The sequence below is a fragment of the Paraburkholderia bengalensis genome (genome assembly GCF_037126505.1).
Classification (GTDB): Bacteria; Pseudomonadota; Gammaproteobacteria; order Burkholderiales; family Burkholderiaceae; genus Paraburkholderia; species Paraburkholderia bengalensis.
On the sequence record NZ_JACFYJ010000015.1, the window covers coordinates 104,372 to 120,566 of the forward strand.

Below are 16,195 nucleotides of genomic sequence, written 5' to 3' on the forward strand. Positions count from 1 at the left end.
CAGTGCAGACGGCTCACGCGGGGACGAACTTGCGCTGGAACGCGTTTAGCTGCCTGGCCCATAACGCCATAGCGACTCAGCTGACAGCAGCATAGCAAACGAAAACGAACCGTTTTTTCGCGCTCGCATCCTGAAATGGAGAATGTAATGAGTGAATCAAATTCTTATGTGCCACCAAAGGTTTGGGTTTGGGATAAGCCCAACGGAGGCACCTTCGAAAACATCAACAAGCCAACGGCGGGCGCAACGCACGATAAACCGCTTCCACGCGGAGAGCATCCTCTGCAGGTCTATTCCATGGGCACAGGGAATGGGCGGAAGGTCACAATCTTGCTGGAGGAACTGCTCGCGCTTGGTATCACGGATGCAGAATACGACGCCTGGATGATCGACATCAATGCGGGTGATCAGTTTGGCTCTGGATTCGTCGAACTGAATCCGAACTCAAAGATTGCAGCAATGATCGACTACAGCGGCGAGCATCCCATAAAACTGTTTGAGACTGGGGCAATTCTGCTGCATCTTGCCGAAAAATTCGGCTGCTTTATTCCTGAAGACCCTGTGGGTCGCGCCGATTGCCTCTCCTGGCTCTTCTGGCAGACTGGAAGCGCGCCATTCCTTCCGGGTGGCCTTGGTCACTTCTACAAATTTGCACCAGTCAAGCTCGAGTATCCGATCAACCGTTATGCGATGGAAGTGAAACGGCAGCTTGATGTCTTGAACCAACGGCTTGCGCGTCGAACCTTCGTGCTTGGGGAAGACTATTCTATCGCCGATATCGCTATCTTCCCCTGGTATGGAGGCGTCTTTCTTGATTGGGGCTATGGACTCGCCGAATTCTTGAACGTACAGGAATACCCTCACGTCCAGCGCTGGGCCAAAATGATCGAACAGCGCCCCGCTGTCCAACGTGGGATTCGCGTCAACCGGACAGGCGACAACCCACCGGGGCTTATCCGAGAACGTCACGCCGCATCCGATTTAGACTAGTGCGTCGCCCTCGGACCTAAACAGATGAGTCAGAAGACGGCCAAAGAGGTAATGAACTCGCAGTTTCGCTCAAGCCAGGGCGACGCGGCCGACAGTTGGATAGTTTGCGGCGGCGCGGACCTGCGCGAGGCTCGCGACGTTAGCGTTACCCAGACAGACAAAACTGCCTGCAAAGTTTCTTGACAAACAGCCTAACTGGGTGCGTGTTCGCGTGATTGTAAGCATTATGTAATAAACGATCTTGAGTGTCATACCGTCCAGCTGCCGGGTGAGGGCAATCAAACTGATGAGCATCACCTGGTTTGACCAGTGAGCGGCAGGCAGTGTCCGATCGCGAGATTGCTCCAGCCAGAGAACACGCGGTTGCAGGCGATTTTCTGCGACAATTACTAGGTGCGATAGCTTGTAAGTCTGCCTCGGCTCAATATTCGACAGCCAGGCGTCGCGGATTTGCTAGCGCGGGTGCTCGGGGTGTTCAAATGGGAGAGTTTTTGATGTTGGATCGGCGCGAAGCCATCTTGGCAGCTGCTAGGGCAACAGCACAAGCCCACGGCTACCATGGCCTGAATTTCCGGGAACTGGCTGACGAGATCGGGGTCACGAATGCGGGCATCCACTACTACTTTCCAAGCAAAGCGGACCTTGGCGTGGAACTCGCAAAACGGTACTGGATGGACTCGAGCGCGCGACTGGAGGCGATCTGGGATAACGCTTCCGATTCACTTGCCTGCCTCAGAGAATATCCCAAAATTTTCCGCGACTCGCTGGAAGACGATAATCGGATGTGCCTGTGCGGGTTTATGGCTGCTGAATATGATGACTTGCCCGAAAGCATACGGAATGAGATTAGGGTTTTTGCGAGCGTGCACACGTCATGGCTGACTAAGGTTCTTCTGAGGCTGGACCCTTCGATAAGCCATGACCTGGCGTTCGCACGTGCTCAAGCCATCTTCTCCGCCATCAGTGGAGCGCAGCTGATGGCTCGCGGGCAATCGAATGTGCAAGCCTTCGATGCAGCTGTCGACAGCTGCCGGGCCGCTGGGCTCATCCCCACTTAGAAGCGCAAGATAAGCAGATTTCCCAGAAGGATGAGATCGCGCTCAGCTAACAGGAAGCGACGACAGGCGCAGATTTTCCCAGCCATGTAGCCCAGAGTTTCCCTGAAAGCGTCACCGTTCAACGAAGTCATGATAGCTCGGGCTATCGCGCCAGAGGTCCAGTTAGACTAACGACAGCGGATTGATTATGCGATGCAGGATTCATTGCCTTTGATCTTTGATCATATTGTTTTTTGGGCAAAAAACGTCCACCAGTCGCAACTGCAAACAAGAAGCCTTTTATGGGACTTCATCGGTCAGCTTGCGCAAAGATTGTTTTGTTGACGAAACTCATAGCGATGCTGGCTTCTATGCTATAGCCGACGCATCCAAACCTTTCAACATCTTATGGTTTCCTCTAGTTCAGTCAGTTTTTTGTGGTGCCCTCTCCGCCCTCAGCCTCCGATTGCCGCACTCCTCCAGACCGAGATCGATATTAAACTTTGCATTTGCAAGCCCACGACAAACACTGACACAATCCGCCTCCCCAAGTATTTGCGTTACCAGGGAGGCAACTGAAAATTCACAGAACTTTTCTTCTGAGTCTCAGCTTAAGCACACGCATGCCCTTCTAACATCCCCAACGCATTGCTGTAGTGTGAACTGGTGCGTCCCAACGCTCAATCATTTGATCGTCGAGCGTAACAAGCGTAAAAGAAGCTCCAGCCATATCCAGGCTAGTAACGTAATTACCTACCAGATTTCGCTCGATACTAATCTTCCTTCGGTCCATCTCTTCGACCAGATCGTTGAAGAGAATGTACAGTTCCATGAGCGGAGTTGCGCCGAAGCCGTTTACCATCGTTCCGATCCGGCTACCTGGCTTGAGACCCATGCTGGTTACCAGAATCTCGGTTGCCTCTGCAACGAGATCCGCAGACGGGCGCAGATGATCGCTTCGCCGCCCGCGTTCGCCATGAATTCCGACACCGATCTCAATCTCATCCGGCCCAAGGGCGAGAATTGGCCCAGATCCCGGGGGCGAACTCGAAGTCAGTGCAATACCGAAGCTGGCACTGCGCGCTACGACATCTGCGGCCGCCGCGCGCACCTCCTCCAATGACCCGCCTGCAGCCGCAACAGCGCCGGCAATTTTGTGAACAAACACGGTGGCACCGGTGCCGCGCCGGCCAATCGTGTGGTCCGAATCTTTGACCGACACGTCGTCGTCAACGAGCACGCTCGCCACTTCGATTCCCAGTGCTCGAGCTTCTTCCGCTGCCAGGCGGAAATTCAGGACGTCACCTGTGTAGTTTTTCACTATGTGCAGTACGCCGCTCCCAACTGATGCGTACTTCGTGGCAGCGAGTATCTGATCAGTGCTCGGCGATGCAAACACTGCTCCCGGGGCTGCGGCCGTTAACATCCCGGTTCCGACGAAGCCAGCATGGAGCGGCTCGTGCCCCGATCCTCCACCGGATACCAATCCGACGCGCCCGAGGGGAAGTGGCGTCGCTCGTCGAATGATTTGTGCATCAGGATCCCATGAAACAACGTCGGGGGCGGACCGCGATAGTCCTGAAAGGCTATCCAACGCAGCTCGAGCTGGGTCATTCAAGAATTTCTTCGTACTTCCAGAAACGGCGCCCGGCGTACCGGATACCGGTGAGGCAGTTGCTACAAGATCGCTGAGATCCATAGTGTCAACGCCGGCACGTTGAGCAACTAGCGCAACGATCTCAGCCACCGCGACTGCGCCCGGGTCGGGTGCCCCGACATTTCTCTCGGCAGAGTACACGGCTCGACCGCGCTGCGCGATATATTCGCGAGTCGCTCTTGCCCCATCTACGGCCGCCCTAGCAGCCCGCCTGTATGCCGTGACGCCATCACAGCCTTGTTTCGCGGCAAGAGTCACTGCTTCACCGGTCGGCGATAGCGCATCGAGGAGCGTCTTGTCCCCAACCTTGCTGCGTCCATACTCAGCAATGCCTGCGGCTGCTGCCTCGATCATTGCGCCTGCCATCTCAACGTCGATCATGCTGGCGTTGCCCACGACAGCGCCGGCACGTTCACAGGCGATGGCAAGCAATGGTCCGGAGCTGCCTCCCATTTCGCGATGTAGCAACGCCCCCACTGCGCGAAGAAATCCCTCCGGCGACGAACGATCAAGTTCCGCCCAGTGCGCTTCAAGCGCTTGCGTCCCACGGGACAATGTGCTGCCAAAGTCTCCGTCACCGACTGCTGCGTCAAGCTGATCCCAAGCTACGCGGCGGGATCGCGATGCTGTGATGCAGGTCTGGATCAAAGATTCCAAAGCATTTAAACTCATTTAGCTTACCTCTGTTCTCACTATATCGATCACCAACCGCTTAGACCATCGTTCAGCGGACCGAAACTCAATCAACAGCAGCTAGCCGACAAATACCGCTTACGCGTTCTGGCCATACAGATGCCGAGATCATTCCTCTGCCTAGCCACATCGCTCATTTTTCCATTCGGAAACAGACATCTCAATAAGGTCAGTGCATGGTTTCGCACTTTTATACAATCAGCACGATCTTGCCAACCGCGTGCGGGGAGTAAGCCTGCTGCGATTGAAGCTGGTATCCTGTCGAGTGCTGATTGCTCAAGTGTTTGAACCCGGAGAGTGCCTCATCGAAACTGAAGGTCTCAGATACCGTCACTCTCAGCGTGCCGCTCTCGAACAGTTCACGCATTTCATCCAGACGCCCGTAGTCAGGGTCGACGAGGTATCCTTTGGCCACAACATCATACTCACGGGCAGCTTCCTCTAGCCTAGATGCCAACACGAGACCATGAGCCGCAACCAGTGTCCCGCCCTTTCGCAAGACCGGGAAAAGGCTGATGCATGTATCGCCGCCCACAAATTCGATAACGGCGTCGACGTCCGAAACGGATTCACACACCTTTGTGGCTGTATAATCGATGACCTGATCTGCGCCGAGTTCTTTGACGAACGAAGCCTTAGAGGCACCCGCAACCGCGATCACGTACGCCCCCATCGCCTTGGCGATCTGCACTGCAAGGTGGCCACACCCTCCTGATGCTCCGTTAATCAGAACTCTGTCCCCTTTCTTCACCTGGGCATAGTCCGCCAGCATCTGCCATGCGGTCAGCCCTGCCAGGGGCACCGCTGCCGCATCTTCAAAGCTCAAATTCTTTGGTTTCAGCGCCAAGTGACGTGCTGGCGCCACAACGTACTCTGCGCATGTGTTTCCTGCGCGAGGGAACCATGGCATGCCATACACTTCGTCTCCAACCTGGAATCGACCGCCATACCCGGCCTCCTCAATCACGCCCGCAACATCCCAGCCTGGTACAAACGGAAGTGATACGGCATCCATATAGCCACCACCTTCCATGGTCAGCACATCTACCGGGTTCAGGCCGATCGCCTTCACACGAACTACCACTTCCGTTGGTAGCGGCTTTGGATAAGGCACATTCGCGAATTGCAGAGACTGAAGGTCTCCCCACTTTTCGAGTTGCAGTGCACGCATAGTTCTCGTCGTAGACAACATTATGCTCGCTCCGGTTGGTAATTTTTCATTCATTCCTCCCTTCGTATTCTAAAGAGGAATACTAATAAACAAGGTAAATACATTAAAAAGCAAAGACCTATTGGAAGTCGGAACTCTGGTTTAATGAAGAGCACAAACAGTCTCATCGCCCTCGTTCGCCACTCTGACGAAATGCTGCGTGGAGGCGGCCGGACAGCCTGCAAACCATCTGCGAATTGCCGTCCGTCACCGATCGCTTGCGAATCAAGCGTGCTTATATTCGCTCCAACGTGCCTCTTTCTTGATAGCAGCTACAGCGGACTCGAGCGGCACGCCAGAGGCTCGGCAGATCGTGCCGAAATCGATATGAAACAGCTCGTAGCTGATTTTTTCGTCGCGAAATCCGAACAACATGAACGCGGGTACGGTGACTCGTTTGCCATTCGGCGCATGCCCTTCGAACTCGCCAGTCAAGGTAACGGAAATTTTGCCTTGAACAGCGATCCCGCCGTCCGGAGCATCCCACACCGAATCAAGGCTCACCGCATAATCGGGAAAAAGCACGAAGAAATGACGCCAGAGCGCTCCCACTTCCTCCTTGCCTCGACCGGAGGCGTCGTAGGAGGGAATCTCAATGACAACATCCTCATGTGCAACGGTTAGGGCTTCATCGACGTCTTGCTTATTCTTCGCTTTAGCCAGCAGATCAAGTACTTCTGCATTCGTGAGTCGGCTGATCGTATTGGTTGTCATCAACAAATCCTCAATAAGTTGCCTCCGAGCGCGGAGGCGGTACGCTGTTTGTGTCGCATTGCAGGCGACAACCTAAGTTACCATCTGGTAGGTAACTTAACAAGAAGATCGTTGCCACGTAAACCCTATAAGCGATGCATCAGGTCAGGCGGAGCGACAGATGCTCGTACTGGTGAGGCTTTGAAGATGAAAAGAGGAGACAATCTGCAGGCGTGTTGGTGTCGCAGCTAACGGGTATCGCGACAAGGTATCTCTGACTTTGCAAACGAAGTATCGACGGCTGAGGCGTCAAGCACGCTTTCATGGCGGTATCAACACCGCAGTATTCAGCAGACTCAGCTACCCCGCTCCGCTGCGAAAAATATGGATTCAGCTTACGTGCCGCAATCTGGATGCGCCGCCATGTGGCGCATCCAAGCTCGCTTTTCAAGAACAACGAGCAACTTAGCTAACTTTCAGCACAGTCTTCCCGACTAGATGTCCTTGAGGGATTTTCTCCAATGCCTCGATAGCGTTCTCCAACGGGATCACGTCGGAAACCTCGATGTTCAGCGAGCCGGCCTGGATCAGCGTTGCCAGCTTCTCGAGACCTGCATAGTCAGGCTCACAAACAAACGAAGATCCTCTCACGCTCAGTTTTGCCGCTGCTTCTTTGATCTCAGCGATATCTGGCAATTTGCGCGCGCTGATAAGCAATCCATCTTTACGCAGCGCCCTGAGCATCGGGATTGTTGTCGCCCCCCCCTGCAAGTTCAATCACCACGTCAGCATCTCTGACTTCGTCTGTAACGACCGATGTTGTGTAGTCAATTACCTGATCTGCACCTAGGCGTTTGACAAATTCATGCTTCTCCTTGCGCGCCACCGCGATCACATACGCACCGAGTGATTTTGCGATCTGAACAGCTAAATGCCCGACTCCGCCTGCAGCGCCATTAACCAGTACCTTTGCCCCTGGCCCGACCTGTGCGACGTCCGCAAGCATCTGCAGCGCTGTCAGGCCGCTGACAGGAAGCGCTGCGGCCTGCTCGAAGCTGATGTTTGCAGGCTTCAATGCCAGTTGGCGCGACGGTACGGCGATATATTCCGCATAACCACCTGCCGCTCGCGGGAAACGAGGGAAACCGAACACCTGATCACCCACCTTGAAGCGATTCGTGCCAAAACCCACTTCCTCAACAACACCTGAAATATCCCAACCAGGAATGTGGGGTAGCGTCAGCGCATTCATGTAACCTCGCCCGAACGCCGTGTGATAGTCGATCGGATTGACACCAACAGCCTTGACCCGAACCAGCACTTCCGTCGGCAAAGGTTCCGGCCTAGGTACCTGTGTCAGTTTGACGTTATCAAGTGAGCCCCACTCGTTTTGCAAAATTGCGAGCATGGTTGCCTTTTGAGTAGACAAAAATCTTCTCCGAAAAAAAACGAAAACACTACATGCCGGCTTTTTCGTTACGATCGGGCTTCGCACCCATCGAATCTTCAAATCCGGACGTTAAGAAACCTGCTTATGGCTCGTTGGGCCTTCATGACGCTGTGCCGTTTCCGGTACTTCCGTGCTCAGAACCTTATTCACCCATTTGGCCTCAGGCAGGCGAGCACGGCGGACTCAAGGGGAATGAATCAATGATTTACAGCTTTGGCTGCCATGAGACCCGTCTCAGATTTGAACACCTGAAGCGTAAAAGCCTCACGCTCTTTTTGCGCCCGCGCACTTCGGTCGAGCACCGAGAATACCCAGATTCCAGAAAATGCGAGGGGCACCGAGATAAGCGCCGCGTTGTCAAGCGGCACCAGCGCATGGCTTTGGTGTAGCACATCGACCCACACTGCTTTCGAAAGCAATGTGAGCAACACAGACGAAACCAATCCGAGCGCTCCTCCTAGGACGGCCCCGCGCGTTGTCATTCCACGCCAGAAGATCGACGCGACCAGCACCGGGAAGTTTGCACTCGCAGCAACTGAAGCGACGAGACCGGTTAAAAAAGCCACATTGATGTTTTCGAATAAGATACCGAGCGCGATCGCGGTAAAGCTGAGCACTAACGTCGCAATTCGCGAAATACCTATTTCCCGACTTTCGTTCGTCTTGCCGCGCGCCAACCAACACGCATAAAGATCGTGCGAAATCGTGGCCGCCCCGGACAAAGTAAGCCCCGCAACCACCGCCAGGATCGTGGCGAACGTCACAGCGGCAATGAAGCCGTAAAAAAGGTTACCACCCAGCGCTTGCGCCAGTTTCACAGCAGCCATATTCGATCCGCCCAGCAGATCCCGGGTAAGGTTAAAGTGGCCGTCTGCCGCTGTCTTAAAGAACTCCGGGTGCTGTGCAAGAAGCGCAATAGCCGAGAAGCCGATAACGAAGGTCAGCAGATAGAAATATCCGATAAATCCCGTGGCGATGAATACGGATTTGCGCGCCTCTTTCGCGTCCGGCACTGTAAAAAACCGCATAAGGATATGAGGATACCCCGCAGTTCCAAACATCAAAGCGATACCGAGTGAAAGTGCATTCAATGGGTCCTTCAACAGTTTGCCGGGCCCCATGATACTGAGCGATGAAGGATGCACATCAATAGCGCGGCGAAACATTTCCTCAGGGCTAAAACCGAACTGGGCAAGTGCTGTGATTGTCATGAAAGTAGCGCCACACAAGAGCAGTACAGCTTTGATGATCTGGACCCAGCTCGTGGCGGTCATACCACCAAAAAATACATAGATGACCATTAAGGCGTCAACGATGACAACGGCCATCCAGTACGGCAGCCCAAACAGCAACTGGATTAGCTTCCCTGCCCCCACCATTTGGCCTACCTGATAGAAGACGACGACGATGAGTGATGTGCTCGCCGTAACCAATCGGATTGGCACCTGCTGGAATCGATAAGCAACTACGTCGATGAACGTAAACTTTCCAAGATTACGTAGCGGCTCTGCCAGAAGAAACATCACGAACGGCCAACCCACGAGAAACCCTATCGAGTAAATTAATCCATCAAAGCCGAACACAAAGACCATTCCAGAGATGCCCAGAAACGAAGCCGCTGACATAAAATCTCCAGCGATTGCAAGCCCATTCTGAAATCCGGAAAGCCCGCCGCCAGCGCTGTAAAAGTCCTTTGTGGTGCGAGTTCTACGCGAAGCCCAACGTGTAATTGCGAGCGTAACCAGAACAAAAAGCACAAAAGTGACAATTGCTACAAGATTAAGCTCAACGTGCTTCGGCGCAACAACCTCAGTGCTAGCGGCATGAGCCATCACCGCCACGAAACCGACGCCAGCCGCACAGAGAATGGAAAAGACTTTCATCGCTATGCTCCCCGTTCAGCATTGAGAAGCAACGCGGACATCGCTGGATCGAACTCGCGGTTTGAGCGCAACACGTAGTAACCGGTCATGCCGATTGATAGCAAGACGACGCAGACTCCTGCAACAATACCCGTGCTCGTAGACGCACCCGAATAAAACGGGCGTGCGAGCGCCTTTGGCGCAAGCGCGACGAAAAGAATGAAGCCGTAGTAAATCAGAATCATGATAGCCGTCATTGTGAGTCTGAAACGGCGGCGCGACGCAACCAGTTGCCGGTAAGCAAAAGTCGTCTCTATTTGATCGCTCTGCATTTTCTGCATGATTATCTCCTTCACCGATTTGATAATTTCGTCCGACCTTTGAATGCAATGATGCAGACCGTTGGCTGCGACTCTCTTTATAGTCGATTTGTGTAATGCGAATACGAGGTACCGGCGTGACCATGCCGCAACGACAAGCGCAGCGAAAATTGGCGATGCAGCATTGATCACATTGACGTGATTTTCCAACGGGATTTCACGTAACTGCAGCGATGGCCTTCCTCTGCTGATTGAATACCACTTCAGTCTGGTATAAGCTTTTTGAAGAAATCTTCCGCGCGCGATTCGTCGTTACGTTGCGGCTGAGGAGACGGCGACGCAGAAGATTAACCAGCGGCACTATCTATCCAGATTCGCGAGATAAGCACCGCCAGGTGCGACAAAGTTAAACGAATAACGAATTACGCGGTTCGCCATCAGGCCATGCGTTAAAGGTAGCTTCCCAATAAACGCACTGCTTTTCCTGGATCTGGATGAACTCGATACCTCTGCCCTTCATGGATTTGTTCGTTTTGCTGTCCGTCCATTCTGCGGTCCAGGAGCAGATAATCGTCGATCCTACAACGCCTCGCAGTGTTTTCTTAAGTTGATATCCTTTCTGCCGGGCAAGCCTCGCCAGAATGAAATCCTTTACTGCGGCTTTTCCTTCAATCCGGGGCAGGTCTGCAAATTCGACAACAACATCATCAGAAAATCCCTTCATGTAGTTGTCGATATCGCCGGTATTCCATTGTTTCTGATAACCGGCGAGCAACGCTTCCGCGTCCGACCACGACATCGGCTCCGTAGACTCTGCGTTCTGTGATGCAATTGAGTTCATAATATCTATCCTTGCAGTCTTTCCAAATTATCAAAAAAATCAGTTACACATCTGCGTTGAAATGCGCCTTGAGATAACGATCAATAGCGTCCTTTGCGTCGGTGCCTTGATCGATTTTCTGCACGTTGCGAACCCAATGATCCCGCTCAAATGCGATGAGCGGAATTTCCCATGTGCATGCAACCACGGCGTTCGGATCCTTTGTAAAAACCGGATCCTTGATTGAGTCGGAGCGAAACAGGATCTGCTTCCAAAGTACGTCATGGGACCACCAGTCCACGAGAAGCCAGTTCCCAAGGCGTCCCTGATGAAGCACCGCAAAACCAGTTTTGTGCGAATTCTTGCTGAGCAGGGGCTTGTTGAGCACCTGATCCCAGACGACTGCTTTGGCTGCTTTCAGCAATCCGGCGTCAACAATGTCGTTGCCGTCAACATGCTTCGCATTGATACCGTAGAACTTGAATGTCCAGCCATGAGCAGATTCATTCTCGATATACCGAACAGGTCGAACGTCGTAGACATCCCGTTTCAACCCATAGTCGTTCGCTTCTTCTGCTGTAACTTCAGCACTGAGACTCATCTGTTTTCTCCTGAAATGAACGGGATCAGCTCTCGCGACCGATCACGCTTATAACGATTTGTTTGACGCTAGCCGCCAGAATCCCATGTTCGACTCATCACCCATTCTGCACGCATCCTGATGGTCCCCGAATCCGCCAGTTAGGCGAAAAATTGTGGGGCCGGCTGTTCACTTGCCGGTGTTACACGTAGCAGACGATGGTCCCGACATCGGATTGGGAATGCAATCCGCCGCCATCTCTTGTTCGACTAATCTGCCACTCCCTCAACGATCACCAGTTTTCTCTTTGTCGATCGTTTGATAACGTCAATCGCAGGTTGATACTCCGGGGATTCGTACCATTCTCTTGCCAGAGCCATGGTCCCAAACTCTACGATTATCAACCGACTGAACGTCCAGTCACCCTCGCGAACTTCAGCCACTCCGCCTCTGACGAGATACTTCCCACCAAACTTCTCGATGACCGGGTAAGCGATATCCCGATACTGTTCGTAAACCTCAGGGTCCGTAATCTCAACATCAACAACAACATATGCACGCGTCATCGTCTCTGTTTCCTTTTTATAACTTTGAACTTTCGTCAATGAACCTACTGGGCAAATCGTCTTTGAGAAACGCCATCGTCACGTTTCTGACCAACCGGGAAATGTTGTTGTCAAAATCGTTTATCGGAAGTGCTTGTCCAAAGGAGATAGCTCCCGTGGCAAAAACCGCTCCTCCGGCCTTCGTATCAAAATAAGTCATGTCAGCCCGGATCCGATGATCGTATGTTCCCGTGAGACCCGGCTGCATGTAAAAGATCTCGTCTTGAAACACAACGTAGTTGTCGCTATGCTCTCCGGACGAAGCCAGAATTCTCGTATGTGGTGGCGTACCTTTGCTCAGATCATATCTATCGAGTTCAAGGCCCGCTGACCCAGCGTGGGCAAGCCCAAAGTCACCAATCAGCTCCTCTTTGATTCCCTCAAAAACCCACGACAGAGCAGGATCCCGACTGTCTGGCATTTTTGTATAACCTTGCCCGGTTTCCCAGCCTTCCGCGATGCTCCCGATGCCAAAAATCTTTTGAGGTGGCCTGTTGAGCTGTTTCCACAGTCCGCCTTTACGACCATTAAGTGCAAGATGGTGCTCACCAGGACGTGCATTCCAGGAACGGTGGCCCGCGTCTAGCTTACGCACTTCCATGACGGCCGGATTAGCAGCATCCAGTGTGACGCTCCAGTAAAACCCATTACCGCCGAGATACATCAATCGACCGCCCTCTCCAACGTAATCCTCGATGGCGTCGAGAACTTCTTCGGATACATATTCTGGATGAGTTCCAGTCATCACGCATTTGTATGGCTTTAACGCTGCCAAACCTTCCTTATGTAGGTCCTCATCAGTGATAAGCTCCCAGTCGAGTCCGCTCTGCTCAAGCCACGCAACAATGGAGAGGTCGGCGGCGAACTGCCATGGAGTCCCTATGGATGACATACGGTACTTCGGGCGCATCGTAAAGAGTGGGCGCAAATACGACGAGTAACTTACACCGCCGCCGTCTGCGTATGTATCGTACGTCGCGTATCCGAACTCGGGGTTCTGATACATCTCGATATCGACATCATCCGCGATTGGCGGCTGCCCCATCATCGGCTGGATACCAGGCGCATCCAGCGATAGGTGCTCGTTCGCGTATGCGAGATAACTTTGCGTCGGCACGAGCAGACATAGCTTTGCACTGGGAGACCTTGCACGCACGAAGAAAATCACATACTCCTCGTTCATTTTTTTGCCGTCGTGAATGCGAAGGCGAACTGCGTAGACGCCACTCTTCAAATCATCGGGTAGTGTAATACGTCGGGTTACTTTCCATTTGCAATCGATCACAGCGTCGGCGTGAAATTCAATGCCCCCGTATTCATGGGGCCCCGTATGAAAGGAATCGTGCCGACCGCTCCAGTTCCAACCGGTTTGACCACGCACCGGATAATTCTGGCCATGCGCATGGATGCCAAAGGGGCCAGTATCGACGACCAGTTGCCCGATCCCCGAGGCACTATATCCGGCTGAGGTATCCCAATAGACATGTGTCGCGATAACACTGGGGGCATTCCCCTTCGCAAGACTGGAGAGTTCGTCGTCGTCAGCTACGTGCCACAGGATGCCAGGCCGATCGATCTTGCCGTGGAAGTGTTGAGCCGTCCAACGCTCTCCGTCTGCAAGCGATACGTCAGAACAGCCGATGAGAAATCGCGCGTCCGTCGCTAGCTCAGATACGTGCAACGGAGCTGTGAATTGTGCAGGGCTCAAATCAGCGAACGCGTTAGCGCTCAACAGACTGTTGTAGCGCGAAATAACGCTCCGGCGATGGAGCGTCACTTTTTGTGCGCTGGGATCCACCGTAACGGCGATGAAATACCAGGTTTTCGCGACAAGGGTCTGGTCATCGCGAATCTCACCACTGGACTCTGGCGAGCTCCATCGGAAGCCAATCTTCCCCGACTTACCGATTTCCAGACGATAGCCTTCGTTTCTGGACGCATCCCAGCGTCCGAGTATTGTCTGTGTGTCCGCTGTTGCAGGCAGGCTCGGATATACGAATGCGAACAGAGTAAATGCTTTGAGCCCGTCCAGGCTCAGTTCGGTGTCAGCGACAGAAAGGTAAGAGCCGATCTGCGTGCGTTGCTCGTGCACGTTCCAGGCGCCATTGGCATCACAGGCAACTTCACGTTCAACGAAGCCTGGGCCAGAGGGGTGCTCATCACCATGAATCAATCTGACGAGTTGAGCTTGTGCCGTAGTTGCGCCGGTGGCACTCACGAAGACATCTATATCGTCGCCTGGCCGGACTGAAATCTTGCTAGCATAGCCAAAAATTTTCGTAGACATACAGCGCTTCCGTCAAAATGGTCGGTTAGAGCATGAGATCAGCGATTCGGCGCAGAAAAATCGCATGATAGGCTTCGTCTGGCGACGCATGGGTAATGTCGTCAATGAACCTTGGTGCGATACCTCTCTGTCCCGATAGGCTGATAATCCGGTACGCCTTAAACGGTTCAACCACACGTATCGCATACTTTCCGGCGTGCGGTCCGTTACTGAGGATGAAGGCCAGCCTTGCCAGGGAATCGCTTTGTTTCCCGAGAGGCTGGCGTCGATGCTCTTCGATGACGTCTTGGTTGATCAGGCTGCGAGCTCGGTCACGTTGAACGGCGAGATATCGCTCGTAGTAGAGCAAATCGCGGTTTTTCTTCTGAGATTCAGACAGGTCCATACGATCCTCGGATAGAGAGCCGGAACTGGTAGATACAGTTTCCGCATGGGGCAGCGGCCGGCAAAATGAGCCTTCGCCCGTGTAAAGAAACCACGCCCTGCTGGCGCCCCATCTAACTCCGGCTAGCGCCTTGCCTGGCTCAGTAATTTGCTAAGCGTGTCTCTGCTTTCGATCGACAGCGGCGCGAGCGGCGCCCGTGGTGCGCCGACATCCAGGCCATCAAGCTGGAGGCCTGCCTTGATAGTTGAAGGGAGGCCGCCTTTCAGAATGAATTCCAGAACTGGCAACTGACGATAAAAGAGGTCTCTGGCTCGATCCAACTGCCCGGCTGCTACCGCGTCATATAGACCAATATTAAGTTCTGGAATGAGATTCGGTGCCGCTGTGCACCACCCTACCGCGCCGGCAACGAATGCCTCGAGCGCAAGCGGGTTACTCCCGTTGTAAAAAGCAATTTGACCGTCCGACAGTTGATGCAACTTGTGCATCCGCTGAATGTCCCCTGTACTTTCCTTGACCATCGTCACCGCATCAATATCTCGCACGAGACGTGAAATCAGCAGTGGAGACATGTCGACGCCACTGGTCGCGGGGTTGTTGTAAACCATGATTGGAATTCCGATTGCTTCCCCAATCGCCGCATAGTGTTCGAAGATCTCTTCCTCGCTCAGCTTCCAGTATGAGATGGGCAAAACCATTACGGCATCTGCCCTTTGCGCCTCTGCAAATCGGGCACGACGGATAGCATTACGGGTCGTAAGATCCGAAATGCCAACAACAACCGGAACCCGATTCGCCACCTGCTTGATGGAAGCTTCGGCAGCATGGTCCCATTCGTCATCCGACAGATAAGCACTTTCCCCTGTGCTGCCCAACGGCGCGATCGCGTGAACGCCGCTGTCGATAAGTTTCTCGATAGACCTGGAAAGCATCTCAACGTCGATACCACCCTTTACTGGATGAAACGGCGTGATTGGGTAAGCGACGATCCCTTTGAATTTAAGTTCGGACATAACGATCTCGGTTGGTTATCAAATGTTCAAGAATTCCATCGCGACTATTGGAGGCAGTCATGGTGCCGAGCAAGCGCCCGGCGTGCGAAGTAGCTGAATCCGATCGCATCACGTTTGGGTGTCGAAATCCAGTCGTGAGCTTCTCCTCCGAGTTCAGGCGCAATTGGCTTTATTTCTCCCGCCGCCATAGCGGTGAGTTGCATCTGCGCAGCACGCTCCATGAGTAGCGCAAGCAAGCATGCTTCTTCCACGGTCTTTCCGGTTACAAGCATCCCATGATGCGATAGGAGGATCGCTCGCTTGCTTCCCAGTGCACCTGAAATGATTTCCCCTTCTTCGTTTCCCACGGGGATTCCGGGCCATTTCTCCAGGAATGCACAATCGTCATATAGAGGGCACAAATCCATGTGAGAGACAATCAGCGGGATTTCGAGCGATGAAAGCGCAGAGACGAAGCGAGGATGCGTGTGCGCCTTATGCCGAGCTCGGCATAAGGCGCATTATCTCGAGTTAATTTTTATGTGGAGTCTGACGCCGTGGACGTTGCGTCGGCGGCCCCAGCGCATCGCCGGTTGCTACATAAATCCCGGCAG

15 protein-coding genes and 1 pseudogene are annotated in these 16,195 nt (G+C 53.4%); 2 read left to right on the forward strand and 14 right to left on the reverse strand.

Annotated features, from left to right (window positions below; translation table 11 throughout):
* The first annotated feature begins 147 nt into the window (after positions 1 to 147).
* Together yghU and H3V53_RS12215 are read left to right on the forward strand one after the other, a co-directional pair.
* A complete protein-coding gene (gene yghU / locus H3V53_RS12210) occupies positions 148 to 990 on the forward strand; it encodes a glutathione-dependent disulfide-bond oxidoreductase (protein ID WP_336598119.1) in 843 nt (280 codons plus the stop codon).
* Positions 991 to 1,469: 479 nt separating this feature from the next.
* On the forward strand, positions 1,470 to 2,048 hold the full coding sequence (locus H3V53_RS12215; protein WP_336598120.1) for a TetR/AcrR family transcriptional regulator: 579 nt from the start codon (positions 1,470 to 1,472) through the stop codon (positions 2,046 to 2,048).
* A gap of 610 nt (positions 2,049 to 2,658) precedes the next feature.
* On the opposite strand, the gene H3V53_RS12220 is transcribed toward H3V53_RS12215, so the two are convergent.
* From H3V53_RS12220 to H3V53_RS12285, 14 genes and pseudogenes are all read right to left on the reverse strand, one after another.
* The gene (locus H3V53_RS12220; protein ID WP_336598121.1) at positions 2,659 to 4,356 is read right to left on the reverse strand and encodes a dihydroxyacetone kinase subunit DhaK; all 1,698 of its coding nucleotides are present in this window, start codon (positions 4,354 to 4,356) and stop codon (positions 2,659 to 2,661) included.
* Positions 4,357 to 4,567: 211 nt separating this feature from the next.
* Complete coding sequence (locus H3V53_RS12225) at positions 4,568 to 5,548, reverse strand: NADP-dependent oxidoreductase (protein WP_336598122.1); 981 nt, start codon at positions 5,546 to 5,548, stop codon at positions 4,568 to 4,570.
* 264 nt (positions 5,549 to 5,812) lie between these two features.
* A complete protein-coding gene (locus H3V53_RS12230; protein ID WP_336598123.1) occupies positions 5,813 to 6,301 on the reverse strand; it encodes a nuclear transport factor 2 family protein in 489 nt (162 codons plus the stop codon).
* A gap of 444 nt (positions 6,302 to 6,745) precedes the next feature.
* On the reverse strand, positions 6,746 to 7,024 hold the full coding sequence (locus tag H3V53_RS12235; RefSeq protein WP_336598124.1) for a zinc-binding dehydrogenase: 279 nt from the start codon (positions 7,022 to 7,024) through the stop codon (positions 6,746 to 6,748).
* Positions 7,005 to 7,709, reverse strand: coding sequence for an NADP-dependent oxidoreductase (locus tag H3V53_RS12240; RefSeq protein WP_336598125.1), 705 nt, complete (start codon positions 7,707 to 7,709; stop codon positions 7,005 to 7,007). The genes H3V53_RS12235 and H3V53_RS12240 overlap by 20 nt, the downstream gene beginning before the upstream one ends.
* Positions 7,710 to 7,927: 218 nt before the next feature.
* Positions 7,928 to 9,613 (reverse strand): cation acetate symporter, encoded by a 1,686-nt coding sequence (locus tag H3V53_RS12245; RefSeq protein WP_336598126.1) that lies wholly within the window; start codon positions 9,611 to 9,613, stop codon positions 7,928 to 7,930.
* Between the two features lie 2 nt (positions 9,614 to 9,615).
* On the reverse strand, positions 9,616 to 9,924 hold the full coding sequence (locus tag H3V53_RS12250; RefSeq protein ID WP_336598139.1) for a DUF485 domain-containing protein: 309 nt from the start codon (positions 9,922 to 9,924) through the stop codon (positions 9,616 to 9,618).
* Positions 9,925 to 10,318: 394 nt separating this feature from the next.
* A complete protein-coding gene (locus tag H3V53_RS12255) occupies positions 10,319 to 10,753 on the reverse strand; it encodes a nuclear transport factor 2 family protein (RefSeq protein WP_336598127.1) in 435 nt (144 codons plus the stop codon).
* Between the two features lie 43 nt (positions 10,754 to 10,796).
* Positions 10,797 to 11,333: a hypothetical protein gene (locus tag H3V53_RS12260; RefSeq protein ID WP_336598128.1), complete on the reverse strand. Its 537-nt coding sequence runs from the start codon at positions 11,331 to 11,333 to the stop codon at positions 10,797 to 10,799.
* Positions 11,334 to 11,581: 248 nt separating this feature from the next.
* A complete protein-coding gene (locus H3V53_RS12265) occupies positions 11,582 to 11,878 on the reverse strand; it encodes a DUF1330 domain-containing protein (RefSeq protein WP_336598129.1) in 297 nt (98 codons plus the stop codon).
* Between the two features lie 16 nt (positions 11,879 to 11,894).
* On the reverse strand, positions 11,895 to 14,204 hold the full coding sequence (locus H3V53_RS12270; protein ID WP_336598130.1) for a N,N-dimethylformamidase beta subunit family domain-containing protein: 2,310 nt from the start codon (positions 14,202 to 14,204) through the stop codon (positions 11,895 to 11,897).
* A gap of 25 nt (positions 14,205 to 14,229) precedes the next feature.
* Positions 14,230 to 14,589, reverse strand: coding sequence for a N,N-dimethylformamidase alpha subunit family protein (locus H3V53_RS12275; protein WP_336598131.1), 360 nt, complete (start codon positions 14,587 to 14,589; stop codon positions 14,230 to 14,232).
* A gap of 122 nt (positions 14,590 to 14,711) precedes the next feature.
* Positions 14,712 to 15,602 (reverse strand): dihydrodipicolinate synthase family protein, encoded by an 891-nt coding sequence (locus tag H3V53_RS12280; protein ID WP_336598132.1) that lies wholly within the window; start codon positions 15,600 to 15,602, stop codon positions 14,712 to 14,714.
* A gap of 44 nt (positions 15,603 to 15,646) precedes the next feature.
* A pseudogene (locus H3V53_RS12285) lies at positions 15,647 to 16,072 on the reverse strand (class II aldolase/adducin family protein); the annotation flags it as partial.
* Positions 16,073 to 16,195: the final 123 nt, after the last annotated feature.